23 protein-coding genes are annotated in these 17,568 nt (G+C 46.2%); 14 read left to right on the top strand and 9 right to left on the bottom strand.

Annotation, left to right across the window (positions count from 1 at the left end; genetic code table 11):
* Nucleotides 1-189 precede the first annotated feature (189 nt).
* The 13 genes from C7N83_RS01500 to C7N83_RS01440 all read left to right on the top strand — a co-directional run bounded on the left by C7N83_RS01500 (nt 190) and on the right by C7N83_RS01440 (nt 11,339).
* Entirely contained in the window at nt 190-840 is a 651-nt protein-coding gene (locus C7N83_RS01500; protein ID WP_106740106.1) for a lytic transglycosylase domain-containing protein, read from the top strand.
* 32 nt (nt 841-872) lie between these two features.
* The gene (locus C7N83_RS01495) at nt 873-1,085 is read left to right on the top strand and encodes a hypothetical protein (protein WP_106740104.1); all 213 of its coding nucleotides are present in this window, start codon (nt 873-875) and stop codon (nt 1,083-1,085) included.
* A 13-nt stretch (nt 1,086-1,098) separates the two neighbouring features.
* Nucleotides 1,099-1,365 carry a hypothetical protein gene (locus tag C7N83_RS01490; protein WP_211296551.1) on the top strand — a complete coding sequence of 89 codons (267 nt, stop codon included), beginning with the start codon at nt 1,099-1,101 and terminating at the stop codon, nt 1,363-1,365.
* Nucleotides 1,362-1,574 (top strand): hypothetical protein, encoded by a 213-nt coding sequence (locus C7N83_RS01485; RefSeq protein ID WP_106740103.1) that lies wholly within the window; start codon nt 1,362-1,364, stop codon nt 1,572-1,574. The genes C7N83_RS01490 and C7N83_RS01485 overlap by 4 nt, the downstream gene beginning before the upstream one ends.
* A gap of 87 nt (nt 1,575-1,661) precedes the next feature.
* The gene (locus C7N83_RS01480; RefSeq protein ID WP_106740101.1) at nt 1,662-2,255 is read left to right on the top strand and encodes an ArdC-like ssDNA-binding domain-containing protein; all 594 of its coding nucleotides are present in this window, start codon (nt 1,662-1,664) and stop codon (nt 2,253-2,255) included.
* On the top strand, nt 2,236-2,724 hold the full coding sequence (locus tag C7N83_RS01475) for a zincin-like metallopeptidase domain-containing protein (RefSeq protein WP_106740099.1): 489 nt from the start codon (nt 2,236-2,238) through the stop codon (nt 2,722-2,724). The genes C7N83_RS01480 and C7N83_RS01475 overlap by 20 nt, the downstream gene beginning before the upstream one ends.
* A complete protein-coding gene (mobC, locus tag C7N83_RS01470; protein WP_106740097.1) occupies nt 2,717-3,235 on the top strand; it encodes a plasmid mobilization relaxosome protein MobC in 519 nt (172 codons plus the stop codon). The genes C7N83_RS01475 and mobC overlap by 8 nt, the downstream gene beginning before the upstream one ends.
* Before the next feature lie 10 nt (nt 3,236-3,245).
* Nucleotides 3,246-4,295, top strand: a complete 1,050-nt coding sequence (locus C7N83_RS01465; protein WP_106740095.1) for a relaxase/mobilization nuclease domain-containing protein — start codon at nt 3,246-3,248, stop codon at nt 4,293-4,295.
* Nucleotides 4,296-4,519: 224 nt separating this feature from the next.
* Nucleotides 4,520-5,194, top strand: a complete 675-nt coding sequence (locus C7N83_RS01460) for a Fic family protein (protein WP_106740094.1) — start codon at nt 4,520-4,522, stop codon at nt 5,192-5,194.
* An 8-nt stretch (nt 5,195-5,202) separates the two neighbouring features.
* A complete protein-coding gene (locus tag C7N83_RS01455) occupies nt 5,203-5,829 on the top strand; it encodes a recombinase family protein (RefSeq protein ID WP_106740092.1) in 627 nt (208 codons plus the stop codon).
* Between the two features lie 332 nt (nt 5,830-6,161).
* Nucleotides 6,162-6,686, top strand: a complete 525-nt coding sequence (locus C7N83_RS01450; protein ID WP_106740090.1) for a hypothetical protein — start codon at nt 6,162-6,164, stop codon at nt 6,684-6,686.
* A 10-nt stretch (nt 6,687-6,696) separates the two neighbouring features.
* Nucleotides 6,697-10,473 carry a putative Ig domain-containing protein gene (locus tag C7N83_RS01445; protein ID WP_106740089.1) on the top strand — a complete coding sequence of 1,259 codons (3,777 nt, stop codon included), beginning with the start codon at nt 6,697-6,699 and terminating at the stop codon, nt 10,471-10,473.
* 17 nt (nt 10,474-10,490) lie between these two features.
* Entirely contained in the window at nt 10,491-11,339 is an 849-nt protein-coding gene (locus C7N83_RS01440; protein ID WP_211296550.1) for a calcium-binding protein, read from the top strand.
* A 467-nt stretch (nt 11,340-11,806) separates the two neighbouring features.
* On the opposite strand, the gene C7N83_RS01435 is transcribed toward C7N83_RS01440, so the two are convergent.
* From C7N83_RS01435 to C7N83_RS01410, 5 genes are all read right to left on the bottom strand, one after another.
* Nucleotides 11,807-12,244, bottom strand: a complete 438-nt coding sequence (locus tag C7N83_RS01435) for a hypothetical protein (protein ID WP_106740086.1) — start codon at nt 12,242-12,244, stop codon at nt 11,807-11,809.
* A 178-nt stretch (nt 12,245-12,422) separates the two neighbouring features.
* Nucleotides 12,423-12,677, bottom strand: coding sequence for a hypothetical protein (locus C7N83_RS01425; protein WP_106740082.1), 255 nt, complete (start codon nt 12,675-12,677; stop codon nt 12,423-12,425).
* 28 nt (nt 12,678-12,705) lie between these two features.
* Entirely contained in the window at nt 12,706-13,116 is a 411-nt protein-coding gene (locus tag C7N83_RS01420; protein ID WP_106740080.1) for a hypothetical protein, read from the bottom strand.
* Between the two features lie 15 nt (nt 13,117-13,131).
* Nucleotides 13,132-13,542, bottom strand: a complete 411-nt coding sequence (locus C7N83_RS01415; RefSeq protein WP_106740078.1) for a hypothetical protein — start codon at nt 13,540-13,542, stop codon at nt 13,132-13,134.
* 59 nt (nt 13,543-13,601) lie between these two features.
* On the bottom strand, nt 13,602-14,000 hold the full coding sequence (locus C7N83_RS01410; protein WP_106740076.1) for a phosphoglycerate kinase: 399 nt from the start codon (nt 13,998-14,000) through the stop codon (nt 13,602-13,604).
* A 649-nt stretch (nt 14,001-14,649) separates the two neighbouring features.
* Between C7N83_RS01410 and C7N83_RS01405 the strand changes: the two genes are divergently transcribed.
* Complete coding sequence (locus tag C7N83_RS01405) at nt 14,650-15,012, top strand: hypothetical protein (RefSeq protein ID WP_106740074.1); 363 nt, start codon at nt 14,650-14,652, stop codon at nt 15,010-15,012.
* Nucleotides 15,013-15,302: 290 nt separating this feature from the next.
* On the opposite strand, the gene C7N83_RS01400 is transcribed toward C7N83_RS01405, so the two are convergent.
* From C7N83_RS01400 to C7N83_RS01385, 4 genes are all read right to left on the bottom strand, one after another.
* A complete protein-coding gene (locus C7N83_RS01400) occupies nt 15,303-15,602 on the bottom strand; it encodes a type II toxin-antitoxin system RelE/ParE family toxin (RefSeq protein ID WP_106740073.1) in 300 nt (99 codons plus the stop codon).
* Entirely contained in the window at nt 15,590-15,877 is a 288-nt protein-coding gene (locus tag C7N83_RS01395) for a CopG family ribbon-helix-helix protein (protein WP_106740071.1), read from the bottom strand. Before C7N83_RS01395 ends, C7N83_RS01400 begins: the two co-directional genes overlap by 13 nt.
* Nucleotides 15,878-16,360: 483 nt before the next feature.
* Nucleotides 16,361-17,128 carry a hypothetical protein gene (locus C7N83_RS01390; protein ID WP_106740069.1) on the bottom strand — a complete coding sequence of 256 codons (768 nt, stop codon included), beginning with the start codon at nt 17,126-17,128 and terminating at the stop codon, nt 16,361-16,363.
* Between the two features lie 5 nt (nt 17,129-17,133).
* On the bottom strand, nt 17,134-17,361 hold the full coding sequence (locus tag C7N83_RS01385; protein WP_106740068.1) for a hypothetical protein: 228 nt from the start codon (nt 17,359-17,361) through the stop codon (nt 17,134-17,136).
* Nucleotides 17,362-17,568 lie beyond the last annotated feature (207 nt).

Genomic DNA, 17,568 nt, shown 5'->3' with positions numbered 1-17,568 from the left:
CGGATTAAAAGTCATAAATATAAAATATAACTAATTGTTTTTAAACAGTATTTAATCCTGCATACACAGCCTGATACAGTAGTTGTAAAAATTGTACTTCAGGCACAATTTCGACACAGAAGCAATATTTAAAACCTTCTCTTGAAGAAGCTTTAGATATTGCTTTTTTTGTTTTTGAAAGGAGGTTCAATGAAAAGAAAAGTATTCATGGCAGCGTTGCTCTTAGCTTCAGTAGCAAATGCAGACAGATTAACATTTCCGCAATACGCTGCTTTAGTTGAAAAACACGCAGCAGCGCAGCGGTTGGATACAAATCTTATATGGGCTGTTATGGGGCGAGAAAGTGAAGGAAATCCGAAGGCTTTATCCCATAAAGATGCTCAAGGTTTAATGCAGGTAATACCACCTACGGCAGCGCGTATGGGGGTGAGCCCTAAACTTTTATATCAACCTGAACCAAATTTGATTGCAGGAACAAAATATTTACGCTTCTTATGTAACCGCTATCCGGATAGAAGTCACCCAACTGGGTGTAATCTTGATTTGGTTTTAGCTGGATATAATGCCGGTGAGGGTGCGGTTGATCGGTATAAGGGTATTCCGCCCTATACTGAAACTCGAGCTTATGTGCGGAATGTTAAATATCGATACGCGCGTCTGAGTAAAAAGCCTTTACTTAAAACGGCTGCTTATAGTATGCCTATTCCTGCAAAATCTTCTGTTAAACCTACGACAGAACCTAATACTGTTGCAGTCTCCGTGCAATCGGAAACTGCTAGAGCTATGCCTGTGGTGATGAAACGCCAGCATGAAACCTGGGACGTATTCCAAGAGTTTTAAATTTAGCCTTCGGGCATTTTTCACAACCGCTTATGGACACGCTGCAAGGTTTGGAAGGCGATACCCGCACCGATGCATTGCGTAACTACTACGAGCATACGGCCAAGAAGATGAAAGGCAGTAAACTGCCTCAGCCAATTCAGATTCCCAGCCCTACGCAAGCACCGTCGGCACAAAAAATGACGGTGGAACCGCAACACCGTCCTGAACACAGCCAAGAGCAGGAACCGGAAATTTCACGATAAAAGGAGATGACCTATGATGATAGGCAGGACGATACACAAAAAACGCCCTGAAAAGTGGGCAGGCATCCATGTGTTGAAATGCACGCATTCGTTGAACAGCCGTTCCAAAATCGACTATCTGATGTATTGCGACGTGTTGAAAAAAATGCCTGCAGGCCGTCTGAAAATCCGTGTGTACGGAAGCCGTTATATTTCAAGCGAAGGCAACCGAATTCGATATGTCGACAAGGACGCGGTGGATAAGGCGGGAGACTGGAACATCAGAAAAGGAACATCATGACTTCGGAAAATTTCGCCGACATTTGGCAAGACGACTGGGATAACCTGCTCACCCCCGAAGAGCAGGCCGTATTTTTCAGGCTGAATGATGAAGAGCAGGACAAATACCTGACCGCCTGCACTTCCTACGAAGCCATGAAAGCCTATCTTGAAGACCTGGCTTCGCCGCCGGCGGCCAAACGGCTGCTGGATTTGGAAAGCTGGAAATAAGCACAAGCCCTGCCGGAGACGGCAGGGCTTTTTTGTCGTTTGAAGGAGAACCGGTATGAGTGAACAACAAAAGAGCCGGCAGGAAGAATACGCCGACAAATTTCCCAAGAGCTGATTGAACGTTTGCAACAAGGAACCGCGCCGTTTCAGCGATTGTGGGAGCCATCTATGGGCAGGGATTTCCCGCACAATCCTGTGTCAGGCAGTGAATACAACGGCCTCAATTTTCTGCGCCTGATGCTGCAAGGGCGCAATGACCCGCGTTGGATGACCTACAAACAGGCTGCTTCCGTGAATGCCCAAGTACGCAAAGGTGAACGGGGTGTCGGGCTGGTACGGCTGATTACCCACGTCGAGCGCGTCAAAAAAGACGAACAAGGTAAAACGGTGCGTGATGAAAACGGAGAACCGGTGAAAGAGCATCATGCTTTGGAAAAGCCGTATTTCAAAGGCTTTACCGTGTTCAATGCGGAACAGATTGACGGCCTTCCTGAACTGAAACAGGCCGAACCCGTTTGGGCAAACCACGAACGTGCCGAGAAGCTGCTGGCCGCGTCGGGCGCAGTCATCCGGCACGGCGGTAATGATGCTTACTACAACCCGGGCCGTGATGTCATCGTACTGCCGAAAAAGGAGCAGTTTGCAGGACAGGGGGAATATTATGGCCGTGGCCTTGCATGAGCTTGGCCATTGGAGCGGCCATGAAAGCCGTTTGAACCGTGATTTGAGCGGCCGTTTCGGCAGCGAAGCCTATGCCCGTGAAGAGCTGCGTGCCGAAATTGCTTCCCTGATGCTTACGCGTGAATTGGGCTTGCCGCACAATCCCGACCGCCATGCCCACTATGTCGGCAGTTGGGTCAAAGCGCTGAGCGAAGAACCGACGGAAATTCTGAAAGCCACGCAGGACGCAGGCAGGATTAAAGGTTTTGTGCTGAGCTTCGAGCAGCAGATTGAAACGGAACGGAATGAGCAAAGGCCGTCTGAACCTCAGCAGGCCGACGGATACGGCCAGATACTGCCCTTGCCTGATTTTGCTTTCACCTTTGAGACATCATGGCATAGGGCAGTATCCAGCCTGCCGGCTGCCGGCCGTCTGAATTTTTTCAGACGGCCTTTCTGTTTGAGAAAAAAGGAATCCAAATATGCCTGAAATCAGCGTTTACGGACTGACGCGCGAAGAAATTGATGCGCTGACTCTGTTGGCCAAAGAACGGTATGGCAAAGCGAGTGTCTCATGGATGGCTAAACGGCTTTTGAAAGAACAGTTGGAAAAAGAAGAACCCGAACTCATCAAACTGCCGCCGCCGCAAGGCAGCAAACGCATTACTGTTCGCCTGCCCGAAAAAGACCGTTCCTACTTGGAAATGGCGGCCGCGCAGCACCACAGCAGCGTGAACGATGTCGTGCGTGATATTGTACAGGCGTATATCCGCAAACATCCGTCTTTGTCGGCCTCCGAAGTAGAAGTGCTGTATCAGTCCAATTACCAGCTTTTAAGTATCGGCCGAAACCTTAACCAAGTCGCCCGACAGCTCAATATGGGCGAAAGCGCATCAGTTACGTCCGAGCACATCAAAGAACTGACGCAGATCATCAAGCAACATACCGAAAAAGTGGCCGATGTTTTGAGAACCAACCGCAAACGTCTGACCGCCAAATAGGAGAACCGCCATATCGCTCAACAAAAAAATCGACGATTGGTTTTTGGGCTACAAAACCTGCGCCGTCAAAGCCAAAGATTCCGGCGTGCCGTTGACCAAATCCAAACACCGTCCGAAGTCGGGCATACCGCTGAAACCGGGAAGCGGTTTGGCCAACCTGACCGCCGCCAAAAAACATCCCGAAGTGATGGTGAAAATCCCAAAGCGGCTCAGTCAGTTTTCCAAAGGAATGCAGGGCGTGGTAAACCATTTGGGCTATATTTCGCGCAACGGAAAAATCACGGTAGAAACCCAGTCGGGTGAAAAGCTGGACGGCAAGAAAGCCGTCAAATCGCTGACCGAAGACTGGGAAAAGCTCAATATTCCCGACGGCAGCAAACACCGTGAAGCCCTCAATATCGTGCTGTCCATGCCGGCCGGCACACCGCCGGAGGCGGTATTGAGCGCTGCGCGGAATTTTGCGGCCGAGCAGTTCCGCGACCACCAATACGTTTTTGCGCTGCACCATGAATCAAAGAAAGAAGACGAACCCGAACACCCGCACGTCCATTTGTGTGTGTTAATGCGTGATGCCTTTGGCCAACGTATGAATCCGCGTAAAAACGACCTGTTCGAGTGGCGCGTCCGTTTTGCTGAAAAGCTCAGGGAAGAAGGTGTGGAATGCGCGGCCACACGGCGGCAGCACCGTGGCCAAACTATAAAACCGGAAAATGGTTTACTGCGTGCCATGCGGCAGCGCGGTGTTGCCGGCAATGTCCACCAACAGCAGGCAGCCGAGCTGATAAAAGCCGTGCAGAACAGTAATCGGCCGAAACACCCTTATCTTCAAGAAGCCATGAAAACCCGTGGTTATATCTTGGCTGAGTATGGCCTGATTGCCAAAGAGCTGTATAAAATGGGCCACAAAACCGAAGCACGTATCATCAGCCGACTGGCAAAGAATATGGCCGGACAGCCTTTTACCACGCAAGCCCAACGGCAGTACGACCAAGCACAAGGCCGTCTGAAAAGCCAGACACCGCAACACGAACGCGGCCAAGACAACGAACCTACACGTTAAGCACCCGACAAAAGCCCTGCGGCCATACAGGATTCTGTATGGCCGCAGGGCTTTTTTTGTTTTCAGAAAGGTCAGAAAAGGTAAAGCTCATTGATAAGTGGGCAAATAGAGTAGATAATTTGGATATGGACAAATAAAGCCCTGAGTATTCCAAATTAACCATCGTTTGACAGGTACTGAAATTGGGTAATCAGGGTATGCTCAAATTAACCATAGGATTCAGCATGTATCCCGACAAATACGCACTCAGCCTGAAAGAAAATCTGTTTTTAGCCCAAAAGGTGCTTGTGGCGCAAATCCACAATCTGAGCCGCTTTGAAAACTGTCAAACCACGCTGTTGCAGACCGAGCAGATTATCAACGGCCACAACGTCGCCACGGCTTCTTTGGGTGATATTCAAACTATCCTCCATCTGAAACGCGCGTATCAGTATGTGATACGGCACCTTTCAGACGGCCTGCCGGTGGATATTGTCCTGCTAAAAAAAATCAACAATATGGTGGCGCAAGATGATTCGCTGGTTCCCGGGGAATTCCGTACCGGCTCCGTGGGCGTAACCTTATTCGACGGTTCGCGCCATACGCCGCCGGTCATGGCCGAAGCGGAAGTGGCAGAACTAATGCATAATATCAACGCATACAGCGGCTCAACCACCGAAACTGCCATACGCACCATGTTGGCCTTGATGCGGCAGCAGGTTTTTTGGGACGGCAACAAACGCACGGCCACGCTGTTTGCCAACGCCCTGATGATGGCAAAAGGCTGCGGCATTTTGGAAATCGCCGAGGCAAAAATGCCCGAGTTCAACGAAAAACTGTCCGCCTTCTACCGCTCCGGCGATGACAGCGAAGTGGCGGCGTTCCTGTATCAGCACTGCATTTCCGGTATCGACTATTGAGGCCGGCCATGAAAGCAGCAAGAATCTACCAACGCGTCAGCACCGAAGCGCAAAATCTCGAGCGGCAGAATGCCCTGATTGAGAAAGCAAAGGCCGAAGGCTACTACATCGCAGGCATTTATAAAGAAAAGGCTTCCGGTGTCCGAGCCGACCGCCCCGTGTTGAATCAACTGATTGCCGACTTGCAACAAGGCGATGTCATCATCGCCGAGCATATCGACCGCATTACCCGCCTGCCGCTGGCCGAAGCCGAGAAGCTGGTCAACCGTATCCGCGAAAAAGGCGCGTTCCTTTCCATTCCCGGCATTATCGACCTGAGCCAAATCCAAACCGATTCCGAAATCGCCAAAATCGTTTTAGACAGCATACAAACCATGTTGCTGAAAATTGCCCTGCAAATGGCCAGAAACGACTACGAGCAGCGCAAACAACGCCAAGCGGCCGGTATTGCCGAAGCGAAAAAACAGGGGCGGTTCAAAGGCCGTCAGGCCGACACACAAAAGCACAAGCTGATTGTCAGCCTGCGCCAAAACCATACCCTTCAGGAAACGGCCAAGCTGGCCGGTTGCAGCGTGTCGTTGGTGAAGCTGGTGATGCGGCAATATAAAGCAGAGCAGCATGATACGGACAGATAAAAAGGCCGTCTGAAAGATTGGGATTTCCAGACGGCCTTTATACATATAGGCGATGAAGCGCATACATGCTGGGGCTCGTACCCTGCCCGCGAGTTTTAGGTTTCACACAGTTCCTGGCTTGTGTTTCTGTATAGAACAGCAATTGACGGTAAATTATTTCAAATTCACAATGGTAAGTTGTTGTTAGAAGGATTAAATATGGTTGAAATTACGGCCGCGGTTGTCCATTTTCTGCCGTTCCTGTTACTGGGAATACTTCCGGGGATTTTAGTGGGTTTGTTTCTACACAACCGTTTGATTAAAAGGCTGGCCAAGAAAAAAGGTAGTAAGCCATGATTGCGATTTTGCTTTTGCTCTATTGGGCGTTGGTGTTCGGCGGCATCGGCGTAGCATTGGGATTGTTGTTCGGAGAATTAAACCGACGCTACGGACTCTTCCGCAGTTGGTGGCAGCTTGCGGTTTATTTTTGCTGTTGGCTGGGGCTGATGGTGTTTTTTTATCAGGATGAGGTGCAGGGGAGATGGGAGTTTAATAAGATTTGTGGGGAGGTATCCATCACTTATATTGCGGAGGAGAAAATTAGAGGCTCAAAGGTAAAACATGTCTACATTGATACTATGTATTTGAAAAATACTGTTTTACCGATTCAAAAATTTCAATATGGATATGAAGATATAAAGACAGGGGATATTATCTTAAAGCTTGATTCTTTTCTTTTAAAAGGAGGGAGAATGAGCTCAATACTTTTATCTAAGTCTCCTGTTTTGATGTCAAATATGGATGATAATTGTAATGAAATGACAAAAAAATTTGATGCTGAAATGCAAAAAAAGTATGGTTTTTTAATAGTTAATTAAGGGTTTGGTAATGATTAATTTAAAAGAAGTTTATGTTTCATCTTTACTTTCTTCTGCTGGATATGTAGATGGTTTGAAGGAGTTGGATAGTTTAAGCTTATCCAATATATTAAATAATCAACTTAGTAAAAGACAATCTGAGTTTTTAGAGAAAAATTTCAAAGTTATCACCACCTATGGGGCAAACAAGCAAGCCCCTGGATTTGCTGCGGTGCTTTGGGAAGGTAAAGAGGGAAGCGATTTTGCAGGCAGAGTTTATTTGTCTATGCGCGGTACTGAGTTTGGTAAGGACAAAACAGACAAGTATGATTTATATGCAGATGCTGATTTGGCATTGAATACACTTGCCCGCAAGCAGGTGGATGAAATGGTGAAGTGGTGGGTAAAGGAGACGGCAGATGCCCAAGGAGCGATTCCTGCGGAGTATCTGAAAAACGGTATTACTGTTGTCGGACATAGTTTGGGTGGCCATTTGGCATCTGCGTTTGCACGGATTTTCGACGGCTATCAGGGGCTGAAAATCAATGGTGTGGATACGTTTAACAGTGCGGGGTTTATCGATAGAAGCGAAGCGGCTTTCAAAGAGATTGAGAAAGCATTGGGTATTGGAAGTACTGCGTTTTACCAAGGCCAGAATAATTACTATACCGAACACGGTATTAATGTAACGACCAATGACTGGTGGTTTAAGCAGGTGGGCGAGCGTCAAACTGTTTTCAGCGAGGAAAGTAAGGGTTTGATCGACGGTATAGAAAATCATTCGATGTACAAAATTACCGACGCCTTGGCTTTGGCTTACACCCTTTCCCTGTTGGATAAAAACCTCACTTTGGGACAATTCAATAAAATCTTAAATGCTGCCAGCCACAAACCTGAGGACTCTTTGGAAAAAGTATTGGATTTCGTGCGTGGCATTGTGTTCCAAAAAGCGGATTTAGCAGCAACAGCGATTGGTGACGTATCGGATGATGCGCCTTCGCGCGTGCAGTATCACAGACATTTGGCCGAATTGCAGGAAAAAATTTCGGAAATAAAAGAATCTGGCAACCAAGCTATTCAATTTATTGCCGTTTCCTTGGATATTGCAAACAGCAACACTGCAGACGGCATGGCCATGCGCTATGCCCTGCATCATATGCAGCCGTTTGCCTTAACGGGTTTAGATTACTCGAAATTGAATACGGGTCAGGAATACAGCCTTTATTCTTCGGATAATCCGAACGGTATGACCGCAAACTATATTGCCGCCCGTTTTGAAATGCTGAAGCATTATGAGCAATATGCGACAAAAGATTTGTCCGAACTGAACTGGTTGGAAAATAATCATTTGAAAGAAATCTATCATTATCATGATTTGAAAACGGATTTCCACGCCCGTGTCGCCGCGGCGGAACCGTTGGATCCTACGGAAAAGATTACCCGTTTCGGCAGTGATGGAGACGAGAGTTTGAAAGGCGGCCGTTTGGGTGACAAGTTATTCGGCGGTGCAGGCGATGATGTACTGGAGGGTAAAGCGGGTTCTGATTATTTGGAAGGTGGCAGAGGCCGTGATGTGTATCGGATTGAGGGTATTGACACGGTGTTCGACAGCGACGGCAGCGGAGAAATCGTGTTTTCAGACAGCCTGAAAGCAACAAGATTTATGCGTAACAGTGCCGAGGATAAATCTTGGTATAGCGTAGATGAAAACGGCAAGCCTGATAATCAGATGACGGCATTGCGTCCTGAAGGCAGTAATGTGCTGATGGTGAAGCATGGTCGTGATACCGCTGTGATTAAAGACTTTTTCCATGGAGACAATTCACGCGGGCTAGGCATTGAGTTAGTTACTAAAGAGGCAGCTGATCAGGCAGCTTCCGGAAACTTGGTGTTGACGGGCGGCTACGGTCAAGCAGACAAATACAATATATTTTATGCTGCTGGCAGTGACCGTCATTTTAACCTTACCGGCGGTGGCAAAGCGGATCTGGTTTTTGCGACTGCAGCCGGTGCATTAACTGTGGCTGTTGGTGAGGGTAATGACCGTGTTTATGGCAGTTACGGTGCTGATGTGATTGACGGTGGTGATGGCAATGATATTTTAAATGGTAGTGGGTTTGTGTCTGCAGATAAACCTGAAGCGGAGAAAGCTCTTGACCGTGACATCATTATCGGCGGTAGCGGCCGTGATTTGATTTATGGCCTTGCTGGTGATGACATTGTGTACAGTGAATTCAAAGGCAGTCATTTGCTTGAAGAAAGTACCGGTGAACGGGGTGATTGGGTCGTGGCTGGTGAAGGCAATGATGAAGTTTACGGTAGTCAAAACTGTGATCTGCTAACTGGCGGAGAAGGCAGCGACACCATTTTTGGTGGTGCGGGAGACGATGTGATCCTTGGTGATGCATTTTACCGTTATGGAAGCCGTAGCCACTATCTATATATTGAGGGAAGCGGAGTAACATACGGTTACACACCGATTGCTCCAATTATGCCTTTTGTACCCGGTACGATGATGCCAACGATATCGCCTGCAGCAAGGACTGCTTTAACGTCTGAATATACGTTTAAAAACGGGGCATGGGAGGCTCAGTATATCAACAGTTTCAGCTTTACTCATCGGGAGATGGATGAGTGGGAAGTCACTATTGATCCTCAAACAGGAGATTATGCCTTAACTGCTACAGTACCTCTTTATGATTCAGTGCATCGTGTATCGGTTGGTGGCGCTGCTGATTTCCTGTATGGCGGTGCCGGTAATGATTTGATTATCGGACAAGACGGTAATGATTATTTAGACGGTGGAAAAGGAGACGACATCCTATGGGGAGACGACAATCGCGATGCTTCGGTATCGAGGGATGATTATCTTTACGGAGGTGATGGAGATGACAAACTTTATGGCGGCAAGGGGCATGACACTCTTGAAAGCGGAGTTGGTCGAGACCTGCTTGATGGTGGCGAGGGTTATGATGTTTATATCTTCTCCAGCGGTGATTTGCAAAATCCGTATGATGTCAAAACCATTATCGATGAGGATAAAAGCGGCCTGATTTTGATTGATGGTATGGCTTTGGATTCACTTAATTGGAAGTTAGCTCGGGAAGGACATTGGGTATCTGCTCAGGGTTTATCCCTCACTATGAACGGTAGCCGTTTGCTGGTGGAATCTGATCGTTTCTCATCACAAATTGTGATTGAGGATTTTTCAGACGGCATGTTTGGGCTTAATCTGTTTCAAAATAATGCCCCTGAGGCTTCAACCCAACCCGAAGCACTATCATTAAAAATTGGGGAAACATTTACTTACCAATTGGCAGATAATCTGTTTATAGACGATAAGGGTATCGAACAATACCAAATCACCCGTTCTGATGGCTCTCCATTGCCTCAAAGCTGGAAATTTGATAGTGCCACACGAACACTAAGCGGTATGGTTGGGGAAGAACTCTCTGGTAAGTTGGATTTAACCATTACTGCAATTGATGCTGAAGGCTTAGATACCAGCCAAAACTGGACAATTATTATCAATGAAAACCATGCTCCACTGGTACAAGGCCGTCTGGATACAGCCTATATTAAAGTTGGCCAACCTTGGGAGTTTACGATTCCGCAAGGGCATTTTACCGACCCTGACGGTGATAAACTGACTTATCGTGCAGTTACTGTCGATGGTGGTGAATTGCCCAAATGGTTGACATTTGATGCAGAACGCCAAGTTCTCAATGGCATTGCTCCAAATGCCGGCAATCTCCAAATCAATTGGTTGCAACGGATGCCTATGGTAAATCGACCTCCTCACTGTTGAGTATGGAAGTAAGCGGTTTGGCCGCAGCCCAAGATAAAATCTTGAGAGGCGATGATGGTGATGACACCCTGCGTGGTAGCAATGGTAACGATACGCTTATCGGGGGTGCCGGTAATGATATGTTGATGGGGGGCATTAACAGCAATGACTTGTATATTTTTGCTCGCGGCCACGGTCATGATACGGTTGCTGATGCGTCTTATTACGGCAATAAATTTAGCGATATCCTCCGCTTTGAAGCTGCTCATTCCAAAGATGCCGTATTCAGCCGGTTAGGTAATGACCTGGTAGTTAATGCATACGGATCGGAAGATACAGTTACGGTAAGCAGATATTTCCAATCTTCAGGTAACCGCTCGGTTGATTTTGAATTTTCTGGTAAAACGTTGACGCAGGAAGCAATGAAAACAGTTTCATTGAAGGTTCAAGGTGGTCATAACGGTGAGTTGTTACAAGGTTGGGGTGGCCATGATACGTTAACCGGCGGCAATGGCGATGATAAAATCTATGGTTTCGGTGGCAGGGATACCATTATCGGCGGCTCAGGAGACGATTATTTAGAAGGTGGTATTAATACTGAAGATACATACATTTTTGCAGCTGGTCATGGTAAAAATATTATTTCTGATGGTTCTGTCAGAATGGATGCCTTTATCGATAAATTGGTATTTGAAAGTGTGAAGCTAGCAGATGCAGATTTCAGCCGTAATGAAAATAACTTGGTCATTCGCGCATTTGGATTGGAGGATCAAGTCAGTATCAGTAATTATTACAGTGATAGCCAATCACAAGCTATTAGTTTGGTGTTCGCAGATAGTGCATTAAGCCTCTTACAGGTACAAAATATTGCTCAGAATATCGTTTAGAGAAAATATTTGCATTTACCAAGGAAACGGTTTTTTACTGTGATAACTTAATAAATCAGCATTGCGCTGATAAATGAGGTTCGAATGAAATAAAGTATCATTTCATTCGGCCTCATTTATTTTTAATCATGTTGTGTTTTTTATTCTGATAAAAAAGCCCGCCGTAAGGGGCAAGAAAAAAACAGGCGTGACGGTTTCGCAGGCTGCTGAAGATGCCGGAGAAGCTGTCTAAGTCTGTTTTTTTCTTGGGGGGCGTGGGGACGTTTCTGCCGAACCTTGAGAGGCGGTAACGGGGCTGCGGCGGGCGGATTTTATGTCTTCAGAATATCCAATTCATGCCGTCTGAAACTGTTTCAGACGGCATGAATATGGTCAATAGGTAAAGACTGCGGCTATTTTCCAGCGTCTGCCGATATATTTTTTCTCAAAATCATCAGCTAACAGCTGAATTTCTTTACTATATTTATCTATTCATAAATATATTTACCACCAAAACATAGTGAAAACTGTTTCTCTTCTGCAACATCCAGCAAAATCACGGCCAAATCACCCACATTTTTCAAGCGTAAAAGGTTGGTTATTGCTCCCGTATCAAGTTCTGTCCCATCTGGAATTTTCCCTTTCAGGCCGTCTGAAAACAGGCGGTCGTAGCTTTGGCGCGGCAGTAAAACGAAGTTTTCGTTTACGGTCGGTATGCTGTAATCGGTGCAGGTTTGTGCCAGCAGTTCATAATCAAAATCGCTGCTCCCCTTCAGTGCAGTTGCAAAAATTTCAATGCAGTCGTCTGCGCTTAAGCCCTCATTCAGGCCGTCTGAATGTCGCCATAGAGTCATGAAAATATGACGTTGCTCTTTCGGGTGCAGTGTTAAAATTTCAGACAGCAGGCGGTCGGTATCAGTCCTCATGGTGGATTCCTTTCTCTTTGATTTCCCGTTCAAACCACGTCGATGGGTCGGCGTAAAACTCGGGTGGAAAAACCAAGGCCACATTAAAATCAATGCTCGTGTGCTGCCAAAACCAATGCGCCTCCACGTCAAAGCCACCGTAAAAACAGATTTCCAAACAGCACCCCATCAGCGCATATTAAAACGAGCCGCTGACACTCCGTATCGACGCATCCATACAGACCTTGATCTTTTTACGGTCATCGTCCGCCGCCATTAGCATTTGATGCAGGCGGCAGTAAAGGTCGATGTCGAAAATAACGGTCAAATCGCGGTAGTATTCGCCCAAACAGTCAAGGTCTTCATCGGTGCAGTTGATACAGTCCAGCTCATCATCCAGTTTCGCAACCATCAGGCGGCAGCCGTCTTGACCGTAAATAAAGCGGTATTGCATATCGGTTTCCTTTCGGTAGGTTTTTCCCCTATGGGACTTCCCGCGGTCGCAGACGGCCGTCAGGCCGTCTGAACGCGCGTAAGAACAAGACAAGCTGTTGTTCAAGTGTCAGTAATGCAGGGGGAACAGGCGTTAAAGACGGCTCTTCGCTATCGGCAGCCTTCTCTTTGTCGACCTTATCCGCCATCGCTTGTGCAAAACCGCCATATACCCAGTCGGAAGTACACCAAGCAGACCAAAATTCACAGGTCAGGCTGTCGCCATGCACGATTTTTGCGGGAATGCGGTAAAGCTGGCATTGGATAAAACACATCCATACACACAGAACGTCAATATCTACGCCCATCGCCGCCATACGTCGTGCAGGGATATGACCTAACTGCTGAATCTGTTCGGCAAAAGCAATCAGGTTTGCCCTACTGCCGCAGGCAGGTTCCAAAACGCTGACGAACTTTTACTTATTCAGCTTTTCAGGCAGGTCTTGGACAAAAAGTCCCGACATCAGCCTGCTGATGCTGTACGGTGTGAAATATTGACCGCTGTCGGGATTGCCCAAATTCAAATCCATATACAGACGACCTAAAACGTCATCAAAAATACCCTGCTGTTTCGATTCCGAAACCGCTGTTATCAACGCCGCCAATATTTGGGGAAACTGCCTGAAATCGTCTTCAGCATATTTCTGACGGATTGCGTGATAACGGTTTTCCCGCTCGTCCCATTGTTCGTCAAACGCGTATTGGTTTATCAGCGTGATGGCCGTCAGCTCGATAAAGTCCCTGAATATGTCGGTAGCCCTGAACGCCGAACCGAATGCCCTGAAATGTTCGGCTAATTCTTTATGGTTGTTTTCCATAATGTTCATTCTCAAAAGCCTGTTTCAGACAGCTTTCAGGCCGTCTGAAAAACCAAGTTCCAAATGCCTTACCACCAACTGTCATAGAAGACGGCCAGCCCTGCGCCAATGGCAGTACGCGCATTTTCGATAAAGGCTTTGGTTTCGGCGATGTCTTCGGGGCAGATTTCTTCACCGCCGAAGAAAAAGCCGGGGATGTGTTCCAGTTTTCCGCCATCCAAATCGGCCTCCAAACGCGCCAAGTCTTCAAGTTCCAGCCGAACATTGCAGCAGTTGAACGATTCTTTTCTACCGTATTTTTCCCGATACAGTTTTTCCATCCAGCCGTGCAGATGGTTGAACTTGCGCCAATAGGCAATATCGCTTAACTGCGCCTGCTCGGCTTCTTCCTCACGAACATTCACATCGGTCTGACGCTCGCCGACAAACTCAGCACACATGGTGTAGCCGTACATATCCAGTCCCATCAGATACTCCTTTCACAAAGGTTCATTCATAATTAAACAACCATCGGGGGCAGCGGCCGCCGTGTTGTGATGTCGTTAAAAATTTCAAAGCGCAAAAAGTCCAGACTGGCTTTGTGCAGCTTTCATCTTTGTCCGGTGCGCCCTTAGCGGCGTGGTGGAAAAGGTGGAAGACGCGCAAAGACACTCATCTTGGTCTGGACTTTTTGCGCTTTGAAATTTAGACATCAACCAACAACACGGCGGCCGCTGCCCTCGATGGTTGTTTTGAAATCTCAGCCGCTCTGCGGAGTTTCCGCCGATTGGGGCGGAATAAGGGTGGTAGAACCACCCTGTTTTTGGCACTCGTTGCCTATCCTGCGTTCTACGTTCTAGTTAAAAATCCTTATTTTCTTACGAAACAGTCGTTTTATCAGGAAAAGGTACGCGCTGACCGGATTTATTGGTTGTATAAATGTTGTATATTCGTTGTAATGATGTTGTTTTTAGTTGTTAGAAAATTGTATTAATATTGTATAAGTGTTGTTTTAAGTTGTAAAAAATGTTGTGATATAGAGTAATATGTTGTAGATAGTTGTATCGATATTGTATAAACATTGTTTTAATGTTGTAATTATGTTGTATGGTTATTGTTAGTTAAGCGTAATAGAAAATGAGCGATTTGGACAAATTTATTGAGAAGCATAAATTCGAGCCGAAAAAGGGCAAAACTTCGGTTTTAGAGCCGTTCAAAGAAGAAATTCTTCAGATGAAAAAGATGGGGTTTGCCGAAAAAATCATTCTGCAATTTTTGGCGGAAACCAAAAATCTGCAAGTAAGCCAGCAGGCACTTAATCGGTTTATCCGTTCGCGGTCAGGAAAAATCATAAAGCCTGTTACTGAAAAAGCGGTATCATCGGCGGCTGCTCCATCTGCTCCGGTCGTTATTCAGGAAAAAACGACTGAGCCGATTTCCAACTCGTCAGGCAGTAAATTTGACTGGCAAAAAAAGATTGATGTGAATGAGTTGATTTAAGCCTAAAACCATAAAAAAACCGCCCATGCGGTTAGGCATGGGCGGAAAACTTACGTTTTTTTAATAGCCGTTAATTGACTAAGGGCAGGAACAGCATTAAGATGAGCTTAATGACTGTTTTCAGTCTTAGCGCATAACGACCTTTAGAGCAGGTGCGTTTCATGCGAAAACATCTCCTTTCTAGGGCGATGTTTAAGAAGAAAGCCCCACTGCAATGGGGCTTTTCTTTATCGCCCCGCCGCCATTATACAAAAAGCCCCGATTCTTCGGGGCTTTCCTGTTTTTGATACTTAATTCACACCAACACCGCTATAAGCCGATTCCCGTTGATGTTTGATGGCCACGATGATTACCGCTTCCGGCTCGATCCGGTATAACACCAAATAGCCCCAATTACCGAACGGCACAGGCCATTCCCGGTAATCATCATCAAAAAATCGGCCACCTGCCGGAAATGCTGCCAGTTTGTTTAATGTTTCCCGTATGGTCTGAATGGCTCTTCTAGCCGCAAGTATATCTTTTTCTTCAAGAAACAGATACAGCCGCTGTAAATCGGCGGCTGCATTTTCGGTTAAAATTATTTGTGGCATTCAAGTGTCCCCACTTCTTCACCGGCAATGATTTTATCCATCCAATCATTGGCTTCTTCCAAAGTAACGTGCCTGCCGGTTTCCTGATAATGTTGCCATGATGCATCTGCTTCTTTTCTCAAAGCAGCTTTATGCTCTTCCCGCTCCAAAAACTGATTTACCGCTTCACGCATCAGCCAATGCATAGAACGGTCTTGCTGTTCGGCAACGATTTTCAGACGTTCTTTGACATCTAAGGGCAGTTTTACTGCTACCGGTACAGTCTGAGTTTTCATGGTGTTAGCCTATTGAGTATTAAAAGGTAATACCATTATATACCCTTTTAACGTATTTATCCACAAAACCTGTATATATATTTCCTGAAAAAATTTCTGTAAGTATCTATTTTTAATGAAAAAAGCATTTGAATAAAATTTAAGCAGGCACAGCCAAATAATCTATGAAAGTGGTCTTTGCGCGTGGTCTCTGTATATAGCGTGTACATTTTGCGCAAACTGGATTGTCCTATCTGTGCAAACTACTTTGTATAAAATGTACAAGCATAAGATTTAAAAAGAGAATTTTTCAGGGAAGAAATAGCCGTTTTTATGCTGAAAAATGACGTTAGAATTTAAATTTCAGGCCGGATTTGTATTTTCAGACGGCCTTTGATAGGAAAATCCGAATTTTTACCTGTTTAGGCCGTCTGAATGGGGCATACAGACGCAAAAAAAGCTGCCGGAGCAGCTTTTAGGTATGACTGTACCAACAGCCTAGGATTACTGTTTTTTCATGTTCTGTTTGAGTTTTTCGATCCGTTGCCGCCGCTCTTCAGGGGTAAGTTCCGATTGTGGCGACGGTTGGTTGCGTTCGTCCAGTTGTACTTGAATTTCAGCCGCTATTTTAGCCGCCGCAACATCGGCAGATGGCGGTGTCGGCAGTGCATTGCGGCTGTCGGGTGCATAGAAGCCAGCCCAGCCTGAAGCAATGGATTTTTCCATAATTGCGTTCAGGTCGAGCTTTTTGTTCTTCAGGTCTTTGAGTTGGTTGAGCAGGTATTTTTTCTGCTTAATGGTCGGGGCTTTGCCTGTTTTTTCGGTACGCATTTTCAGAAAGGCGTTCCACAGGGTCAGGTTTACCCACTTTTCCAAACGGAAGTTGTCAGTATCAAACTGGTATTTGGAATCGAAGTCAGGCACAGGTTGGCCTTTGACTTGATAGACAAGCTCTAACAGCTTGTTTTTGTTGATTTGCCAGTGCATTTTCCCGAATACGCCGGCACGTTTATATTGAATGATGCCTTTTTCAGAGAGGAATTTACGCGCTTTCTCGTAACCGCGCCGTGTCAGACCGACTTCTTCGTTCAAATCGGCGGCGGTTTTATAAATCCAGCCGCAGCGTTTCGGGTCTTTTTCGGCGACTTCGCTCCACCAAAACAGGTTAGAAAGCAGGTTAGATGCCTGAAAATTCGAGCCGCACAAAGCCACGAACTCGTTGAAAATCACGAAGTCCGTTGATACATGGTGGCGAATGTCGGCTATAAGCATGGCTGTTAGGCTTGTTTTTTTGGTTCTTTAGGTTTGTAGGCTTTAGCAATCGCTTCAACCGTTACTTCGTTATTTGTATAAGCTGAGATTTTGATGGCTGTTTCGAGTGGGGCTTTTTTGCGGCCACTTGCAATTTGCGAAATCCATGTGTAGTTAATCCCTAATGCTTCTGACATTGCTTTAAGACGGCCACGTTGTTGTTTCAGCCAATCATGTAATGTGTACTCGCTCATGATTTTTCCTTAGTGGGTGTTTTGAAGTTTTAATATTACCTATGGCTAACAAATAAATCAATAATCCCCCTTTTTTGAGTTTCCCAAAGGAAAATAATTGACAGCGATAATAGCCACATGAATACACTCGCCGACCGAATTAAACAACGCCTTACCGATTTGAAAAAATCGCAAGCTGATTTAGCCAAATATTGTAAAGTCAGACCG

The organism is Neisseria iguanae (assembly GCF_003013245.1).
GTDB lineage: Bacteria > Pseudomonadota > Gammaproteobacteria > Burkholderiales > Neisseriaceae > Neisseria > Neisseria iguanae.
Note: the sequence above shows the minus strand (reverse complement) of the source record. Positions and strands in the feature narration are given on the sequence as shown.